Source organism: Segeticoccus sp., assembly GCF_035708005.1.
This window is the reverse complement of the sequence record NZ_DASSTI010000056.1, coordinates 1-17,869: the sequence shown is the minus strand read 5'-3', so window position 1 is coordinate 17,869 and position 17,869 is coordinate 1. Positions and strand designations below refer to the sequence as shown.

Below are 17,869 nucleotides of genomic sequence, written 5' to 3'. Positions count from 1 at the left end.
GTCCTGCACTTCCTCGAGGTCCGTCGCATCCTCGAGCCCGCGGCGACGGCCATGGCGGCAACGGCCATGCCCGAGGACGAGATCGCCGCCCTGCAGGACCTCTTGGACAAGGTGGAGAACGATCCGTCGGTCGACGACCTGGTCGCCTCCGACATCGAGTTCCACCAGCGCATCGCCCAGGGTGCGGGCAACCCCGTCCTCTGTTCCCTGATCGACAGCCTCTCCGGGTCCACCCAACGGGCGCGGATCTGGCGCGGGCTCACCCAGACCGGCGCGGTGGACCGGACCATCGCGGAGCATCGCGCGATCTGCGACGCGATCGCGGCCCACCAGCCGGACGTCGCGCGCGCCTGGGCCACCGTCCACGTCGCCGGAGTGGAACTGTGGCTACGGCAGGCGCTCGAGAACTGACGAACGTCGAACACCGTTGGCCGACAAGCCGGGTGTGCCGACCGACGGGGCGCCTCAGAGGTTGACGTCGCCGCAGAGGTGCACCTGCAGGCCGAGGTGCGCGAACATCGCCGCCTTGGCCAGGAGCGCCTTGTCCGCGGTGTCCGCGTCGGCGGCGTAGGCGACGTTGACGTGGTTGGCCTTGTGCCGGGCCATCATCTGGTCGCGGGTGACCCCGTGCAGCACAGCGTGCATGATCGGCCACTGCGGGTTGGTGGCGTCCAGCCGGCGCTGGGTCTCCTGCTCGGGCAGTTCGACGACGGTGGCGCGTCCCAGGTCGGCGTGCAGCCGGCCGTCCATGAGGAACACGCGGGACCAGACGATCTCGCCGGGCTTGGAGACGCCGCTGAGGGTGCCGCCGCCCAGCGGGAAGAACATCGGGGGCTGGCGCATGCTCCAGGACTTGTCGTAGCCGCCGTTGTGGGAGGCCGGCACGGACCCGGAGATCTCGAACACCCAGACGAAGTCCTCGCCGTACTGCTCGCCCCAGCGGATGTCGTGCAGGGTGGTCGCCGGGTTCAGGCCCATCGCGGTCCAGATCCGGTTGGTCACCAAGGAGTCCACGGCGACGCCCTCGTCGACCTCGTTGAAGTGCGGCAGGGGCGCTCCGGCATACAGCTCGCGGGAGCCGTCGCGGCTGCGCACCGGTGGGCGGTGCGGGTCGTTCAGCAGCCCCTCGGCCAGGTCGCTGGCCGGCACCACGTCCTTCAGGCCCTGCTGGTACTGGATGCCCACGGCATCCAGGCCGAAGTCGTCGGCGATCCGCAGTGCGGCGATGTACATCGTGAACTGGCTCTCCAGCTGGGCATCGGTGAGCTCGGTGGCCTCGTCGCTGCCGGTCCGGAAGTCCAGGCCGGCCTCCTCCAGCCACGCCCGGACCGCCTTCGCCTCGGCGTCGGAGACCTTGCCCATCTCGACCACCAGCGCGCTCTGGGAGAGGCGCTCCTTGTAGATGCCGAGGGGGTTGAGCAGCTCGTCGTCGAAGATGGCGTTGTACATCCCCATGCAGCCCTCGTCGAAGACGCCCATGATCGCCTTGTCGGTGCGCAGCTGCTCGGCCAGCGCCCGGCCGAGGTCCACCTCCGGACCGGCGCCCAGGGCGGGCAGGTCACGCACGTGGCTCTGGTCGTGGCGCAGCTCGCCGGTCTCCAGCCAGGTCCGCAGGCCCTCGACGGCCCACTCGTCGGTGAAGTCCTCGCTCCACAGCGCCGAGTACGGCACGCCGGCCTTGGTCAGGCTCGCGGTCAGGTTCAACAGCCCGACCAGGCCGGGGAACTCCCCGTTCCAGTTGGCCACCACCAGGATCGGCCCCCGGTGGGAGCGCAGGCCCGCCAGGACGTGGTGGCTGTACTGCCAGACCGCCTCCACCACGATGAGCGGGGCCTCGGGCGGCAGTTGCCGGAACACCTGTATGCCGGCCGCCTGGCTGTCGATGAATCCGTGCCCCTTGGCCTCGTCCACCGGATGGCCCCGCTGCACCGACCAGCCCAACGACTCCACGGCGTGCGTCAGGTCGGCCTCCAGCTTGCGCTGCGTCGGCCAACACGTCTGGTTCGCGGCCGGACGCAGGTCCCCGCTGGCGACGGTGTAGACGGTACGGGGCTCGGCCGCCCGTGGCGTCCGGGTCGTCGGCATCGCGTAGGTGGACATCGGTTCTCCTTGCTCGGGTCGGTCCTGTCGGCGCGTCAGCGGTGCTGCCGGCCCGCCAACACGTGCGCAATCGGCTTGGTCTGTTCGTACAGCTCCCGGTAGAGGCGGAAGAGCTCGTCGTAGTCCCCCGCCAGCCCCGGCCGCGGCTGGCGGATCTCGCGCACCGGGTTCCACTCCTCAATCCGCGGCTCGCCGACGGCCTGCGCGGCCAGGAAGGCCGCGCCGTAGCTCGCGCCGATCGTCTGGGAGGGAACCACCTGCGGTCGCTGCAGGACGTCGGAGACGATCTGCGTCCACAACCGCCCCTGCGTCCCCCCACCGACCGCCACGATCCGCCGCACGTCGCCGCCGACCCGCTCCAGCGTCTCGACGTTGTGCCGCACCCCGAACGCGGTCGCCTCCAGCGCCGCGCGGTACAGGTCACCGGCCGTGTGCGACAGGGTCAGCCCGATCACGGTGCCGCGAGCGTCGGGGTCCATCACCGGCGTCCGCTCCCCCGCGAAATACGGCAGCATCAGCAGGCCGTCCGCGCCGGGACCGGCCTCCTCGGCCAGCTTGGTCAGCTGCGCGTAGTCGTAGGTCCCGACCAGGTCGCGCAGCCACGTCGTGATCGCACCGGAGGTCGCCATCCCGCCAGCCAGGTTCCGGGTGCCCGGGAACGCGCCCACGGTCCCCCACAGGGACGGGTGGGTCGGCCGCCCGGCCACCGTGTTCACCAGGAACATCGTGGTGCCGTACATCAACATCAGGTCGCCCACGCCCTGGGCGCCCACGCTGACCGCCTCCGACCAGGCGTCGATCGTCCCCGTCAACACCGGTATGCCGGCTGGCAAGCCGGTCTGCCGGCTCGCCTCCGGCGACACCTCTCCGGCGACCTCACCCGGCCAGCGCAGCGGCGGCAGCTCCAGCTGGCCCACGATCGGATCCGCCCACGGCCGGTACCAGCCCACCGCCTGCGCGTCATACAACGGGGTGCACTGGCTGGCCGAATGGTGGTCCAGCACGTAGGAACCCGTCAGGTGGTGGGCAAGCCAGGAGGCGGGCATGAACAACCGACGAGCCCGCGCATACGCCTCCGGCTCGTTCTCCGCGACCCAGGCCACCTTGGCGCCAGCCGCCTGGGACGACAGGGCCGAGCCGCCTCGTCGCAGGATCTCCTCGGCGCCGAGTTCCCGCTCCAGGCGGGCGATCTGCTCGCCAGATCGAGTGTCGACGCCGTAGAGGATGGCCGGCCGCACCGGCTCGCCCTGCTCGTCCACCAGCAGCACACACGGGCCCATGCCGCTGACGCCGACGGCCACCACGTCCTCGTCGCCGCCGGCCAGGAGTTCCCGTGACAGCGCGACGAACTCCTCCCACCACACCCGGCCGTCCATCTCCACCCAGCCGGGCCGCGGCCGCGACACCACGTGCTCACGCACCGCGGAGCGCGCCACCCGGCCGTCGAGATCGACCAGCACGCCCTTGCTGCTCGACGTGCCGATGTCCACGCCCAGGACCGTCGGTGCTGCCACAACCAAACCCTGTCAGAAATCGTTTTCAGCGGTCAAGGCTCTGGCGTGGGCAGACGGAGGTCAGCGGAGGCAGAGGACGGAACCGCTGGAGCTCAGCCCTCGGGGCGGAGCCGCAGTCCCTGCATGCCGCCGTCGACGGCGAGGTCGATGCCGGTGGTGGAGCCGGCCAGAGGACTGGCGAGGTAGACGATGGCCTGGGCGACCTCGTCGGCCGACACCAGCCGGCCGTGGGGCTGGCGAGCGTTCAGTGCGGCTCGTTCGGCTTCGGGGTCGGGGGCCTTCTCCAACAGCCGGCCGATCCACGGGGTGTCGGCGGTGCCGGGATTGACGCAGTTGACGCGGATCCCCTCGCGCAGGTGGTCGGCGGCCATCGCGCGGGTGAGGGCGAGGACGGCTCCCTTGCTGGCGCTGTAGAGCGCTCGCTGCGGCAGGCCGGCGGTGGCGGCGATGGAGCAGGTGTTGACGATGGCCGCCGCCTTCGATCGGCGCAGGTGCGGCAGACAGGCTCGGGCGACGCGGACCATGCCGACGACGTTGATGTCGAGCACCCGCGCCCACTCCTCGTCGGAGTTGTCGGCGACGCTGCCCTGGGCGCCGATCCCGGCGTTGTTGACGACGATGTCGAGGCCGCCGAGGGCCTGCACCGCCTGCTCGACCCCTTCTCGGACCGAGGCGTCATCGCTGACGTCGGCGGTCACCGAGAGGGCTCCGTCGTCACTGCTCGCTTCGCGGCTGGGCCGCAGGTCCAGGACCGCGACGCGCGCGCCCTGTTCCCGCAGTTGCCGCACCACGGCGGCGCCGATGCCGGACGCTCCCCCGGTGACGAGCGCCGTCAAGCCGTCGAAGGGTGGTGTCACTGCGTGCTCCTCGCGTCGTGGGGTGGAATCGGCCGCGGCTCAGCCTGCGGCCCGGCGCCGGCGGGTGCGACGGCGGGGACCATGCGCTGGCGTTGCCGGCCCAGGCCCTCGATCTCGATCTCCACCACGTCTCCGGCCCGCAGGTAGGGGAACCGGCCGGAGAGGGCCACGCCCTGCGGGGTGCCGGTGAGCACGAGGTCGCCCGGTTCGAGGGTGAGGTACTGCGACAGGTCCCAGACCAGGTGCTCGACCCCGAAGATCATGTCCGCGGTGCTCGAGTCCTGGCGTGGCTCGCCGTTGACCCAGCTGCGCAGCCGCAGGTGGCCGTGGTCCACCTCGTCAGCCGGCACCAGGTAGGGCCCCACGGGGCTGAACCCGGGCGCACACTTGCCCTTGCTCCACTGACCGCCGGAGACCTCCAGCTGGAAGGCCCGCTCGGACAGGTCGTTGCCCACGACGAACCCGGCGACACACCCCATCGCCTCCTCCGGCGAGGCCAGGTAGCTGGCGCGGCGACCGATCACCACCCCGAGCTCGACCTCCCAGTCGGTGCGCTCGCTGCGCAACGGGATCGCCACGTCGTCATGGGGTCCGACCACCGTGTTGGGGGTCTTGAGGAAGACGACCGGCTGGCTGGGCGGCCTCGCACCGGACTCCGCAGCGTGCTCGGCATAGTTCATCCCGATACAGATCACCGCACTCGGCCGCGCGATCGGTGCCCCGAACCGCAACGACTCCGCCTCGGCCAACGCCGGCAGTCCACCGCTGGCCAGGGCAGCGCGCACCTCGGCCAGCCCGCCCCGCTCCAGGAACGCCCCGTCGATGTCGGTGGTCACGGCACTCAGGTCGAACCACCGACCGTCCTGCTCCACCGCCGGGTGCTCCGCACCACCCGGACCACGTCGCGCCAGCCTCATCGCCCCGCCTTCCACCTCGCGATCTGCGGGCCTGCCCTGTGCCGCCGGACGGCCCGCCTGACATCGGAACTCTAGTCGGCGAACCGCCGAGGTGACACGCCTGTGGGCCGTATCGGCGATTCCGTTGACGGAACAGACATCCGATCTCTACGCTCGACCCTCGTGGCCAGCCCTTGGAGGAACCGCTCGTGAGCACCATCACCGCCCTGCAGACGCACGACGTGCGCTTCCCGACGTCGTTGTCGCTGGACGGGTCGGATGCCATGAACCCCGACCCCGACTACTCGGCCAGCTACGTGCGGGTGTGCACCGACGCCGCCGATGGCCTGGAGGGGCACGGGTTCGTCTTCACGATCGGGCGCGGCAACGAGGTCGAGGTCGCCGCGATCCAGGCCCTGGGGTGCCGCCTGGTCGGCCGGGACACCGAGCACGTGCTGGCCGACCTGGGCCGGCTGTGGCGAGAGCTGGTGCACGACTCCCAGCTTCGCTGGCTCGGCCCGGAGAAGGGCGTCATGCACATGGCCATCGGCGCCGTCGTCAACGCCCTGTGGGACCTGAAGGCCAAGCGCGCCGGGCAGCCGCTGTGGCAGCTGCTGGCCCAGATGTCACCGCAGGAGCTGGTGGACCTGGTCGACTTCCGCTACCTGACCGACGTGCTCACCCCTGCCGAGGCCCTGGAGATCCTGCGCGCCGCCGAACCGGGGCGGGCCGAGCGGACCCAGCACCTGCTGGAAGTGGGCTACCCGGCATACACCACCACTCCGGGCTGGCTGGGCTACGACGACGCCAAGCTGGTGCGGCTGTGCAAGGAGGCGGTGGCCGAGGGATTCACCCAGATCAAGCTCAAGGTCGGCGCCGACCGGGCCGAGGACGTCCGACGACTGGCCCTGGCCCGTCAGACCGTCGGCCCGGACATCCGCATCGCGGTGGACGCCAACCAGCGTTGGGAGGTGGCCGAGGCGATCGACTGGGTGAACGGGCTCAAGCCCTTCGACCTGGCCTGGGTGGAGGAACCCACCAGCCCCGACGACCTGCTCGCCCACGCCGCGATCGCCCGCGGAGTCGCGCCGGTCCCGGTGGCCACCGGCGAGCACATGGCCAACCGGGTCATGTTCAAGCAGTTCCTGCAGGCGGACGCCCTGCAGGTGCTGCAGATCGACGCCTCCCGGGTGGCCGGGGTCAACGAGAACATCGCCATCCTGCTGCTGGCCGCCAAGTTCGGCGTCCCGGTCTGCCCACACGCCGGCGGGGTCGGCCTGTGCGAGGCCGTCCAGCACCTGTCCATGTTCGACTACGTCGCCGTCTCCGGCACCGTGGAGCACCGGGTCATCGAGTACGTCGACCACCTGCACGAGCACTTCGTCACCCCGGTGCACCTCCGTGACGGCCGCTACCTCGCCCCCACCGCCCCCGGAGCCGGCACCGAGATGCTGCCGGCCTCCCTGGCCGAGTACCGCCACCCCCGCCATGCCTGAGCAGCCCCTCACCGTGCCGCGGCTGTCCTACGGCGCCGCCAACGTCGGCAACCTGTACCGGGCACTCAGCGACGACGCGGCCTGCGAGCTGCTCGAGACCGCCTGGGACTGCGGCGTGCGCTACTTCGACACCGCACCCCACTACGGACTGGGCCTGTCCGAGCGCCGGCTCGGACAGTTCCTCGCCACCAAGCCGCGCGAGGAATTCACCGTGTCCACCAAGGTCGGCCGGCTGCTGGTGCCCGACCCCGACCACGCCGACGACCTCGACCTGGCGCACGACTTCGTCGTTCCGGCCAGCCTGCACCGCCAGTGGGACTTCAGCAGCGACGGCATCCGCCGCAGCCACGAGGAGTCCCTGCAGCGTCTCGGACTGGACCACGTCGACGTCCTCTACCTGCACGACCCGGAACGCTGCGACCTGCACGCCGCGCTGGCGACCGGCATACCGGCCCTTGCCGGCCTGCGGGACCAAGGTCTGGTCGACCGGATCGGGATCGGCTCCATGTCCACCGACGCCCTCCTCGCCGGTGCGCGCACCGGCGCCCTGGACCTGCTCATGGTCGCCGGCCGCTACACCCTGGCCGACCAGTCCGCCCTCGAGCAGGTGCTGCCCACTGCGGCGGCCCAGGACACCGACGTCGTCGTGGCTGCCGTGTTCAACTCCGGCCTGCTCGCCACCGACACACCCACCGCCGACGCGCTGTACGAGTACGCCGCCCCACCGGCCGACGTCCTCGCGCGCGCCCACGAAATCGCCGCGGTCTGCAGGACGTTCGGCACCGACCTGCCGACCGCGGCCCTGCAGTTCCCGCTGCGCCACCCACAGGTCCGCACCGTCGTGGCCGGCGGTGCCAGCCCGGAGCAGGTCCGGCAGAACTGGGCCCGCATCCACACCGAGCTCCCCGACGAGCTCTGGGAGACGCTGCGCGAGAAGGGACTGGTGCGGGTATGACGGCCGCCCTCGAGATCCTCGACGCCCACCTGCACGTGTGGGACCTGACGGTCAGCGACTACGCCTGGCTCACCCCCGAGCACGGAGACCTGCACGCCAGCTTCCCCCCGCCCATGGCCCGAGAACGGCTCGAGCAGGCTGGCGTGGCCTCGGCCATCCTCGTGCAGGCCGAGGACTCCGAACGCGACACGACCTACCTGCTCGACGTCGCCGACCACCACCCGTGGGTGGCCGGAGTCGTCGGCTGGATCCGGCTCGACGACCCCACCGCGGCGGCACGCCAACTCGACCGCTGGACAGGCCATCCCGCGTTCTGCGGGGTGCGCCACCTCGTCCACGACGACCCCCGGGACGACTTCCTGTCCCTGCCCGAGGTGCGTAGCTCGCTCGCCCTCCTGCCCGACCACGGGCTGCCCTTCGACGTCCCCGACGCCTGGCCCCGCCACCTGGCCGCGGCCGTCGACCTCGCCCGCGCCCTACCCCAGCTGACCGTCGTCCTGGACCACCTCGGCAAACCGCCCACGGACCCACAGGACCGACGGCACTGGGCCGACCTGGTCGGTGAGCTCGCCGACTGCCCCAACACCGTGGCCAAGCTCTCCGGCTTGCAGTCCCCCGACCGCCCGTTCACCGCCGAGGCCGTGCGGCCGGCGTGGGACGTCGCACTCGAGGCCTTCGGCCCCCACCGGCTCATGTACGGCGGGGACTGGCCCATGACCACCGCGAGCGGCGACTACCCTGCCGCGCTCGCGGTCGCTCGGGAGCTCACGCGGGAGCTCAGCCCCTCCGAGCAGCAGGAGATCTTCGCCGGGACCGCGCGCCGCGTCTACCACCGACAGACCGTGACCACATCGGAATGAGCCAGTTCCGCGGAAGCTGTTGACCCGGCGATCCGCGCTTTCCTACACTGCCGAAATCGATTTCTCAGAGGAGGGCCCGTGCTGAGTGGGATCCACCCGCTGCTCAGCGGTGAACTGTTGCACCACCTCGACGCCATGGGGCACTCCGACGCGGTCGTCCTCGCGGACGCCCACTTCCCGGCATCCCGGCTCGGGGCGCGCTGCCTCACGATGCCCGGAGTCGGCACGCCGCAGCTGCTGCGCGCGATCCGGACCGTGGTCCCGCCTGACGACGCGCCCGCCGTGGACCTCATGGCCACTGCCGACGGCAGCACCCTCCCCGTGCAGGACGAGCTCGTCCGCGCAGCCGGGGTGGACCACTCGCAGGTCCGTTCCCTGGAGAGGTTCGCCTTCTACGACGCGGCGGGCACGGCATACCTCGTCGTGCGCACGGGCGAGACGCGCACCTACGGCAATGTCCTGCTGCGCAAGGGTGTCGTGTCCGCGACGACGGAGGACCCGGCATGACCACCACCGCGACCGGGGCGCCCGCCCTCCTGCGCGTCGAGAACGTCACCAAGGAGTTCCCGGGGGTGCGGGCGCTGTCCGACATGCACCTGGAACTGCGCGCCGGAGAGGTGCTGGCGCTCGTCGGGGAGAACGGTGCCGGCAAGTCGACGCTGATGAAGCTGCTCTCCGGCATCTACCGCCCCGACGCCGGGCGGTTCTCCCTCGGTGGGGAGCCGCTGGAGGTGAGCGGCCCGAAGGAGGCGCTCGAGCGCGGGATCAGCATCATCCACCAAGAGTTCAACCTCATGCCGCACCTCACCGTGGCCCAGAACATCTACATCGGTCGGGAGCCGCGGTCCGCCGGCTTCGTGCTCAACCACCGGGCGCTCAACCTGCGCGCCGGTGAGCTGCTCGATCGGCTGGGGCTGCCCCTCGACCCTCGGGAGCCGGTGGGCAACCTGACCGTGGCCAAGCAGCAGATGGTCGAGATCGCCAAGGCCCTGTCGTATGACGCCCGCGTCCTGATCATGGACGAGCCCACGGCGGCTCTCAACGACGCCGAGGTCGCCCGCCTGCACGACCTGATCCGTCGGTTCGTCCGGGAGGACACCGGCGTCATCTACATCTCCCACCGGATGGACGAGCTCAAGGCGATCTCCGACCGGATCACCGTCATCCGCGACGGTGAGTACGTCGACACGGTTGACACCGAGACGACGTCCATGCCGGAGGTCATCGCGATGATGGTCGGCCGGCGGATCACCAGCGCGGCCAAGCCGGAGAACGTCCGCGGTGACCGCGCGACGCTGCTGTCGGTGCGCGGGCTGTCGACCAAGGAACTGCTCAAGGACGTCTCCTTCGACCTGAAGGAGGGCGAGATCCTCGGATTCGCCGGCCTGATGGGGGCCGGCCGTACCGAAGTCGCGCGCGCCATCGTGGGAGCCGACCCGACCACCTCGGGCGAGGTGCACCTCCGGGGGCAGTTGCTCACGATCCACACCCCCGCGGACGCGGCGCGGCACCGCATCGGCTACCTCTCCGAGGACCGCAAGCAGTTCGGCCTGCTGCTGGGGCAGGACGTCAAGGCCAACATCGCGCTCAGCTCACTGGCGGAGCGGTTCAGCAGGTTCGGATTCGTCCGCGACCGAGCCGCTCGGGAGAGCTCGGAGAAGTACGTCCGCGCCCTGCGGATCAAGACACCGTCAGTCACGCAGACCACCAAGAACCTCTCCGGCGGCAACCAGCAGAAGGTGGTCATCGCCAAGTGGCTGGTCAAGGACTGCGACGTGCTCATCTTCGACGAGCCCACACGCGGCATCGACGTGGGCGCGAAGGAGGAGATCTACGACCTGCTCAACGAACTGGCCGCGCAAGGGAAGTCGATCATCATGATCTCCTCCGAGCTGCCCGAGGTGCTGCGGATGTCGCACCGCATCGTCGTGATGAGTGAAGGCCGGGTCACCGGGGAGCTGTCGGCCGCCGAGGCAACACAGGAGAACGTCATGCACTACGCCACGCTGCGCCCGGACGAGAGCGCCGCGGACGCGCTCGAGCTGGCGACCACCCCGGACGGGACCGCTCGGGCCAAGGAGGCCGACAACCGATGACGACCACCCTCACCGCTCCCACCGAGGAGACCAGCGCGGGCCAAGGCATCGTCGCCGGACTCCGGAACCGGCTGCAGCAGTTCCTCGCGTTCGCCAGCCTCATCGTCATCTTCGCGTTCTTCTCCTTCGCGAGCCCCGACTTCTTCAGCTACGGCAACGTCACGAGCATCCTGTTCTCGACGGTGGTGATCGGCACGCTCGCACTGGGGACCACCTTCGTCATCATCACCAGCGGGATCGACCTGTCGATCGGAACCGGCATGGCACTCTGTGCCGTGATGGCCGGGGTGTTCATCACCAACATGGGCATGCCCATCGCGCTCGGGGTGCCCCTGACCATCCTGTTCGGCGGCCTCATCGGGCTGGTCAACGGCTTCAACGTGGCCATCCTGAAGATCCCCCCGTTCATCGCCACCCTCGCGATGATGCTCGTCGCCCAGGGCCTGGCGCTCGTGATCTCCCACAGCGCACCGATCTACTTCTCGGACAGCCCCGGCTACGTGAAGATCTCGACCGGCAACATCATCCCGAACTTCCCGAACGCGGTCCTGGTGCTGGCGGCCGCGGCGGTCATCTCCGGCGTCCTGCTCACCCGGACGATCCTGGGTCGTTACACCTACTCGATCGGCTCCAATGAGGAGGCCACCGGCCTGTCCGGCATCAACGTCCGGAAGTGGAAGATCGTGATCTACGCCTTCGCCGGACTGTTCATCGGCCTGGCCGGCGTGATGATCTCCGCCCGCCTCGGTTCGGCCCAGCCGGCCACGGGCATGGGCTACGAGTTGCAGGCGATCGCCGCCGTCGTCATCGGCGGCACGTCGCTCGCCGGCGGCAAGGGCTCCATCGTCGGGACGGTCATCGGGGCGCTGATCATCTCGGTGATCAACAACGGCCTGCAGATCATGTCGATCCCGCAGGAGTGGCAGAACGTCATCCTCGGCGTGGTGATCCTCTTCGCCGTCTACGCCGACATGGTGCGCAAGCGCGAGAACTGAACTCGCTCAGCACGTCCCTCGTCCAGCAAGTCATCCAACCCAGAGTGAGGTCACCATCATGAAGAGCAAGCGTTTCGGAGTCGTCGCGGCCGCCGCCGCGGTGACCGTCGGGCTGGCCGCGTGCGGCGGGGGCGGCGGCAGCTCGGCGTCGGGCACCGACGGCAGCGGTGGCGGCGACAAGCCCTACATCGCGATCGTGTCGAAGGGCTTCCAGCACCAGTTCTGGCAGGCGGTGAAGAAGGGGGCCGAGCAGGAGGCCAGCAAGGAGGGCGCCCGCATCACCTTCGTCGGTCCCCCGACCGAGCAGGACGTCGAGCAGCAGATGAACATGCTCACCAACGCCCTGGCGAAGAACCCGGACGCGATCGGCTTCGCCGCACTGGACAGCAAGGCCGCCGCGCCGCTCCTGCAGCAGGCGCAGGACAAGAAGATCCCCGTGATCGCGTTCGACTCCGGGGTGGACAGTGACATCCCCCTGACCACGGCGGCCACGGACAACAAGGCCGCGGCGGCCGAGGCCGCCAAGCACATGGCGGACCTCATCGGCAACAAGGGCACGGTCGCGATGGTCATCCACGACCAGACGAGCCGCTCCGGCATCGACCGCCGCGACGGCTTCGTGGACTGGATGAAGAAGAATGCCCCGAACATCAAGCTCCTCCCCCCGCAGTACGGCGGCGGCGACCAGACGAAGTCGGCCGACATCGCGAAGGCGATCATCGCCTCCCACCCGGACGTCAAGGGGATCTACGGCTCGAACGAGGGCTCGGCGATCGGCGTCATCAAGGGCGTGAAGGAGAGCGGCAAGAAGGGCATCACGATCGTCGGCTTCGACTCCGGCCAGGCCCAGCTCAGCGCCATCAAGGACGGCACCGAGGCGGGAGCGATCACCCAGAACCCGATCGGCATCGGCGAGGAGGTCGTCAAGGCCGCGATGAAGGCCATCAAGGGCCAGGGCAACTCGCTGCCGAAGACCATCGACACCGGCTACTACTGGTACGACAAGTCGAACATCGACGACCAGAAGATCCAGGCCGTCCTCTACAAGTAGGCGAAACGCACGCGGCCCGTGCCACCGGATCCGGTGGCACGGGCCGCGTCGTCGTTCAGGCCTCCTGCCGCTCCAGCGAGCGCTTCCAGCGGATGCCGGCCTCGAGGAAGCCGTCGATCTCGCCGTCGAACACCGCGGAGGTGTTGCCGACCTCGTAGTCGGTCCGCAGGTCCTTCACCATCTGGTAGGGGTGCAGGACGTAGGAGCGCATCTGGTCGCCCCAGCTGGCCTTGACGTCGCCGGCGAGTTCCTTCTTCGCGGCGGCCTCCTCGGCCTTGCGCATCACCAGCAGCCGGGACTGCAGCACCCGCAACGCGGCAGCGCGGTTCTGGATCTGCGACTTCTCGTTCTGCATGGACACGACGATGCCGGTCGGGACGTGGGTCATGCGGACGGCCGAGTCGGTCGTGTTGACGCTCTGCCCGCCGGGGCCGGAGGACCGGAAGACGTCGACCTTGATCTCGTTCTCCGGGATCTCGATGTGGTCGGTCGACTCGATCAGGGGCACGACCTCGACCGCGGCGAACGACGTCTGCCGCCGGCCCTGGTTGTCGAAGGGCGAGATCCGCACCAGCCGGTGGGTGCCGCCCTCCACGGCGAGGTGCCCGTAGGCGTAGGGGGCCTTGACCTCGAAGGTCGCCGACTTCAGCCCGGCCTCCTCGGCGTATGACGTGTCGAGCACCTTGGTCTCGTAGCCGTGCCGCTCGGCCCAGCGCAAGTACATCCGCAGGAGCATCTCGGCGAAGTCGGCCGCGTCCACGCCCCCGGCACCGGAGCGGATCGTGACGACCGCCTCCCGCTGGTCGTACTCGCCGTTGAGCAGGGTCCGGACCTCGAGCTCGGCGACGTCCTTCTTGAGCTTGGCGAGGTCGCGCTCGGCCTCCTTGAGCACCTCGTCCTCGTGCTCCTCGGTGCCGAGCTCCACCAAGACCTCCAGGTCCTCGACCCGCCGGTCCATCCCGGTGACCCGCTCCAGCTCGGCGTTGGCGCGGGAGAGGGCGCTGGTGACCTGCTGGGCGTGCTCGACGTCGTCCCACAGATCGGGGGCGGCGGACTGCTTCTCGAGGTCGGCGATCTGCGACCGCAGGGAGTCGACGTCGGTCACCTCCCGCACCGAGTCCATGGTCTGGCGCAGGTCCTTGAGCTCTTGGGAGAAGTCGACGGCCACGAGGCACCAGCCTACGCGACCACCCAAGACTGCACGGCACGGGGAAACGGGGCATGGTGGGCCTGTACCCCCTCGGTTCCGGTGCCGGTGCTGCTCCGGCACCGAGCCCGGCTCGTGAAGGAGGACCCATGGGACGCACGGTCGCGCACCAGCTCATCGAGTCGCACCTGGTCGACGGCGAGATGACGCCGGGTGAGGAGATCGCCCTGCGCATCGACCAGACGCTGACCCAGGACGCCACCGGAACGCTGGTCATGCAGGAGCTGGAGGCCCTCGACCTCGACCGCACCAAGGCCAAGGTCAGCGTGCAGTACGTCGACCACAACCTGCTGCAGGCCGACGAGAAGAACGCTGAGGACCACCTGTTCCTGCGCTCGGCCTGCCGCCGCTACGGCATCTGGTTCTCCAAGCCGGGCAACGGGGTCTCCCACCCGACGCACATGCAGCGCTTCGGCGTGCCCGGGGACTCCATGTGCGGCTCGGACTCGCACACCTGCGCCGCCGGGTCGCTCGGCATGCTCGCGATCGGGGTGGGGGGCCTGGAGGTGGCCCTGGCCATTGCCGGCCAGCCGTTGCACCTCACCATGCCCAAGGTGATGGGGGTCAAGCTGACCGGTGAGCTCCCACCGTGGACCTCCGCCAAGGACGTGATCCTCGAGATGCTGCGCCGGCACGGGGTCAAGGGCGGCGTCAACACGATCATCGAGTACTACGGCCCCGGCCTCGGCAGCCTCAGCGCCATGGACCGGCACGTGATCGCCAACATGGGCGCCGAACTCGGAGCCACGACCACGGTCTTCCCCGCCGACGAGGCGGTCCGCGACTTCCTCCGTGCGGAAGGGCGGGAGGAGGACTTCCGGGAGATCCTCCCGGAGGAGGATCCGGCATACGACCTGCACGACGAGATCGATCTGGGCACCATCGAGCCGCTGATCGCGAAGCCCTCCTCCCCCGGCAACGTGGTGACCGTGCGCGAGGTCGCGGGCGAACCGGTGAGCCAGTGCGTCGTCGGGTCGTCGGCCAACCCCGGGCTGCGCGACTTCGCGATCGTGGCGGCCATCGTGAAGGGGCGGCAGACCAGCGACGCCGTCAGCCTGGACGTCAACCCGACCTCCCGGCAGATCCTGCAGGACCTGACCAAGATGGGCGCGACGTTCGACCTGATCGGCTCCGGGGCCCGCATCCACCAGGCCGGCTGCATGGGCTGCATCGGCATGGGCCAGGCGCCCGCCGTCGGGCACAACTCGCTGCGCACGATGCCGCGCAACTTCCCCGGCCGCTCAGGTACCGAGGAGGACAGGGTCTGGCTCTGCTCGCCGGAGACGGCCGCCGCGGCGGCCCTGACCGGCGAGATCATCGACCCGCGCGACCTCGCCGACAAGCTCGGCATGGCCTACCCGGCCCTCGACCTGCCGGAGACCTCGAGCGTGAACACCGCGATGCTCGTCGAGCCGCTCCCCGAGGAGGAGGCACGTCAGGTCGAGCTCGAGAAGGGCCCGAACGTCTCCTCCTTGCCCGACTTCGACGCGCTGCCGGACCGGATCGAGGCGCCGGTGCTGCTCAAGGTCGGCGACGACATCTCCACCGACGAGATCTCCCCCGCGGGGGCGCGGGCGCTGCCGTTCCGCTCCAACGTGCCCAAGCTCGCCGAGTTCACCTTCACCCAGGTCGACGAGACCTACCCGGAGCGGGGAAAGGAGACCGTCGGCCACGGTGGGCACGTCATCGTCGGCGGCGAGAACTACGGGCAGGGCTCCTCGCGCGAGCACGCCGCGATCACGCCGCGGTTCCTCGGCGCCAAGGCGGTGCTCGCCAAGTCCTTCGCGCGGATCCACTGGCAGAACCTCGCCAACTTCGGCATCCTCGCGCTCGAGTTCGCCGACGCCGGCGACTACGACCGCATCGAGCAGGGTGACGTGCTCGTGCTCGACGGGCTGCGCGAGACGCTGCCGGACAGCAAGGAGCTGCGCGTCACCAACCAGACCAAGGACGAGCAGTATGCCGTCACCCACCGGCTCTCGCCCCGTCAGGTGGAGATGGTGCTCGCCGGCGGTCAGATCCCGCTGCTCGCGAAGGCCCAGTCGTCCGGCGACTGACGCCTCAGGGCACTGTTGCTGGTGGTTGGCGGCTCCGGAGTCGCCAACCACCAGCAACAGTGGCCGCGTCGGACCGGCACCGGGGGGTTATCGGCGCACCACCGCCCCGCAGGCGACGGGGGTGGTCGTCTCGAACAGGTTCGACAGCGACGAGTGGTTGGCGTCGCTGGGCAGGTCCAGCCCGTGGACGGCGACGATCAGTTGGGTCAGGTGCCGGGCCACCGACGTCGGCACCGTGAAGGACCGCTCGTAGTTGATCACTCCGCGGTCGTTGGCCTTGGTGTACTGGTTCACGTTCAGCGCGCTGCCCGGCCCCGTGGATCCCGTCCTCGTCAGCGAGACCGCCACCGGTCCGTAGGTGGCGTGTCCCTCGGTCAGCGAGATGATCCCGTCCGGCACCCCCGGCACGTACGACGCCGGGTCGACCGGGTCACCCGTGTTGAGGTCCTGGGCGCGCGTGGGACACGTCGCGTTCATGCCGAGCATGCCGTGGAGGTGCATCAGGTGGCGCTCGGACGGGGTGACGCCGCTGACCCGCAGCCGAACCGTCAGGTGACGGCCGTCGAGCCAGAGAGTGGCGTGCCCGTTGGCATGCGATCCGCCCACCGCGGCGGGCCGGTCCGGTAGCGGGTCGAGGTTGGCGGTGTAGACCCCGTTCGTCGTGGTGTGCTCTGGTGCGGCGTGGGCGAGGCCAGCCGTAGCACTGAGCAGGACAGCGGCCGGAAGGGCGGCCAGGACAAGGGACTTGCGCATGCTCGAATCTCCGTGGTCCGGTGCGCCCCTCTGATGAAGGTCACCACGCACCCTCCGATGGTGGCGGCGCACCGCTCGCCGCCGACATCAGGGATTTCACGGACTTCCCCGCCCCCAAGCCGCAGTCGGCACGAGGTCACCCAGGGGCTCAGCGGACGGCGGCGAGCGGCAGGTCGTGCTCGTCGGCCCAGCGCTCCCACTCCTGCGCCGATCTGGTCAGGAAGACCCGCCGCAGCTCCTCCACGTCGTCGTTCGCGCCGAGCAGCTCGTGCAGGCGGCGCCGGAAGTGCGGTTCCAAGGCCGCCAACGCCACCCAGCCGTCCGCCGCCCGATACAGCCGGTATGCCGGCAGCCCACCTCCCAGCACCCCCTCCCGTGTGCCGGTGACCCCTTGGCGCACGGACTCCGCCAGCTCGTCGATGACGCCGGCCAGCGCCACCTCGCGGTAGCACCCCCGCCCGGTCCGCGCCTGCTGCAGCAGGGCGGCGAGGCCCTCGGCGACGGCGCGTTCGGCGCCGGCCAGGTCGGCGACCGGCAGCGTCGGCATGGCCGGCGGCTGGAGGGTGCCGGCCCGCGCCTGGTAGGTCAGGTCGTGGCCCGCTCGCTCGGCGCGGGGCGCGGACTCCCCGACGATCGCCACCTGGCACAGCCGCGGGTGCCGCTCCGCCAGCTGCTGCCAGGACAGCCCGAGCCGGGCGAGCGCGGACGGCCGGGAGGAGGTCAGCAGCAGGTCGGCCCGAGCGAGCAGCTCCTCGACCCGCTGCCGTCGGCCGTCCGCCTTGAGGTCGAGGACCTCGAGGTGTTGGCCGGCCTTCAGTGAGGAGTACCACTCCGGCGCCACGGTGGCCAGCGGGTCGCCGCCGGGCGGCTCGACCTTGGTGACCTCGGCGCCCAGCCCGACGAAGCGGGCGGCGGCGATCGGCCCCGGCAGGTTGAGCGCGGTGCTGACGACCCGCACGCCGGTCAACGGCTGCGGATCGCCCGACGGCACCTCCGACGCGTCGCGCTGCGCGGTCACGGCTCCCCTCTCAC

Annotated in this window: 16 protein-coding genes; 9 read left to right on the top strand and 7 right to left on the bottom strand. The window is 70.3% G+C overall.

Going from position 1 to position 17,869, the window contains the following annotated elements:
- Positions 1–411: FadR/GntR family transcriptional regulator (locus tag VFL99_RS06515; RefSeq protein ID WP_325105525.1), on the top strand; the 411-nt coding region annotated here is incomplete at its 5' end.
- 54 nt (positions 412–465) lie between these two features.
- On the opposite strand, the gene VFL99_RS06510 is transcribed toward VFL99_RS06515, so the two are convergent.
- The 4 genes from VFL99_RS06510 to VFL99_RS06495 all read right to left on the bottom strand — a co-directional run bounded on the left by VFL99_RS06510 (position 466) and on the right by VFL99_RS06495 (position 5,388).
- On the bottom strand, positions 466–2,100 hold the full coding sequence (locus VFL99_RS06510; protein ID WP_325105524.1) for a fucose isomerase: 1,635 nt from the start codon (positions 2,098–2,100) through the stop codon (positions 466–468).
- A 35-nt stretch (positions 2,101–2,135) separates the two neighbouring features.
- Positions 2,136–3,614 carry an FGGY-family carbohydrate kinase gene (locus VFL99_RS06505; RefSeq protein WP_325105523.1) on the bottom strand — a complete coding sequence of 493 codons (1,479 nt, stop codon included), beginning with the start codon at positions 3,612–3,614 and terminating at the stop codon, positions 2,136–2,138.
- A 92-nt stretch (positions 3,615–3,706) separates the two neighbouring features.
- Positions 3,707–4,471, bottom strand: a complete 765-nt coding sequence (locus VFL99_RS06500; protein WP_325105522.1) for an SDR family NAD(P)-dependent oxidoreductase — start codon at positions 4,469–4,471, stop codon at positions 3,707–3,709.
- Positions 4,468–5,388, bottom strand: a complete 921-nt coding sequence (locus tag VFL99_RS06495) for a fumarylacetoacetate hydrolase family protein (RefSeq protein WP_325105521.1) — start codon at positions 5,386–5,388, stop codon at positions 4,468–4,470. The genes VFL99_RS06500 and VFL99_RS06495 overlap by 4 nt, the downstream gene beginning before the upstream one ends.
- Before the next feature lie 188 nt (positions 5,389–5,576).
- On the opposite strand from VFL99_RS06495, the gene VFL99_RS06490 reads away from it, so the two are divergent.
- The 7 genes from VFL99_RS06490 (at position 5,577) to VFL99_RS06460 (ending at position 12,820) form a co-directional block, all read left to right on the top strand.
- Positions 5,577–6,863: an L-fuconate dehydratase gene (locus tag VFL99_RS06490; RefSeq protein ID WP_325105520.1), complete on the top strand. Its 1,287-nt coding sequence runs from the start codon at positions 5,577–5,579 to the stop codon at positions 6,861–6,863.
- Positions 6,856–7,818 carry an aldo/keto reductase gene (locus tag VFL99_RS06485; RefSeq protein ID WP_325105519.1) on the top strand — a complete coding sequence of 321 codons (963 nt, stop codon included), beginning with the start codon at positions 6,856–6,858 and terminating at the stop codon, positions 7,816–7,818. The genes VFL99_RS06490 and VFL99_RS06485 overlap by 8 nt, the downstream gene beginning before the upstream one ends.
- Complete coding sequence (locus VFL99_RS06480) at positions 7,815–8,678, top strand: amidohydrolase family protein (RefSeq protein WP_325105518.1); 864 nt, start codon at positions 7,815–7,817, stop codon at positions 8,676–8,678. The genes VFL99_RS06485 and VFL99_RS06480 overlap by 4 nt, the downstream gene beginning before the upstream one ends.
- Before the next feature lie 78 nt (positions 8,679–8,756).
- Positions 8,757–9,185, top strand: a complete 429-nt coding sequence (locus tag VFL99_RS06475) for an RbsD/FucU family protein (RefSeq protein WP_325105517.1) — start codon at positions 8,757–8,759, stop codon at positions 9,183–9,185.
- Complete coding sequence (locus VFL99_RS06470; protein WP_325105516.1) at positions 9,182–10,774, top strand: sugar ABC transporter ATP-binding protein; 1,593 nt, start codon at positions 9,182–9,184, stop codon at positions 10,772–10,774. The genes VFL99_RS06475 and VFL99_RS06470 overlap by 4 nt, the downstream gene beginning before the upstream one ends.
- Positions 10,771–11,769 carry an ABC transporter permease gene (locus VFL99_RS06465; protein WP_325105515.1) on the top strand — a complete coding sequence of 333 codons (999 nt, stop codon included), beginning with the start codon at positions 10,771–10,773 and terminating at the stop codon, positions 11,767–11,769. The genes VFL99_RS06470 and VFL99_RS06465 overlap by 4 nt, the downstream gene beginning before the upstream one ends.
- A 58-nt stretch (positions 11,770–11,827) precedes the next feature.
- Positions 11,828–12,820, top strand: coding sequence for an ABC transporter substrate-binding protein (locus tag VFL99_RS06460; RefSeq protein WP_325105514.1), 993 nt, complete (start codon positions 11,828–11,830; stop codon positions 12,818–12,820).
- A gap of 55 nt (positions 12,821–12,875) precedes the next feature.
- Here the strand turns inward: VFL99_RS06460 and prfB are convergent, their stop codons facing one another.
- Positions 12,876–13,988 (bottom strand): peptide chain release factor 2, encoded by a 1,113-nt coding sequence (gene prfB, locus VFL99_RS06455; protein WP_325105513.1) that lies wholly within the window; start codon positions 13,986–13,988, stop codon positions 12,876–12,878.
- A 128-nt stretch (positions 13,989–14,116) separates the two neighbouring features.
- Between prfB and VFL99_RS06450 the strand changes: the two genes are divergently transcribed.
- On the top strand, positions 14,117–16,084 hold the full coding sequence (locus tag VFL99_RS06450) for an aconitate hydratase (protein WP_325105512.1): 1,968 nt from the start codon (positions 14,117–14,119) through the stop codon (positions 16,082–16,084).
- A gap of 87 nt (positions 16,085–16,171) precedes the next feature.
- Here VFL99_RS06450 and VFL99_RS06445 read toward each other — a convergent pair whose 3' ends face one another.
- Together VFL99_RS06445 and VFL99_RS06440 are read right to left on the bottom strand one after the other, a co-directional pair.
- On the bottom strand, positions 16,172–16,837 hold the full coding sequence (locus tag VFL99_RS06445; protein WP_325105511.1) for a hypothetical protein: 666 nt from the start codon (positions 16,835–16,837) through the stop codon (positions 16,172–16,174).
- Positions 16,838–16,985: 148 nt separating this feature from the next.
- Positions 16,986–17,869, bottom strand: an 884-nt coding sequence (locus VFL99_RS06440; RefSeq protein ID WP_325105510.1) for a CoA transferase, incomplete at its 5' end; no start/stop codon positions are given.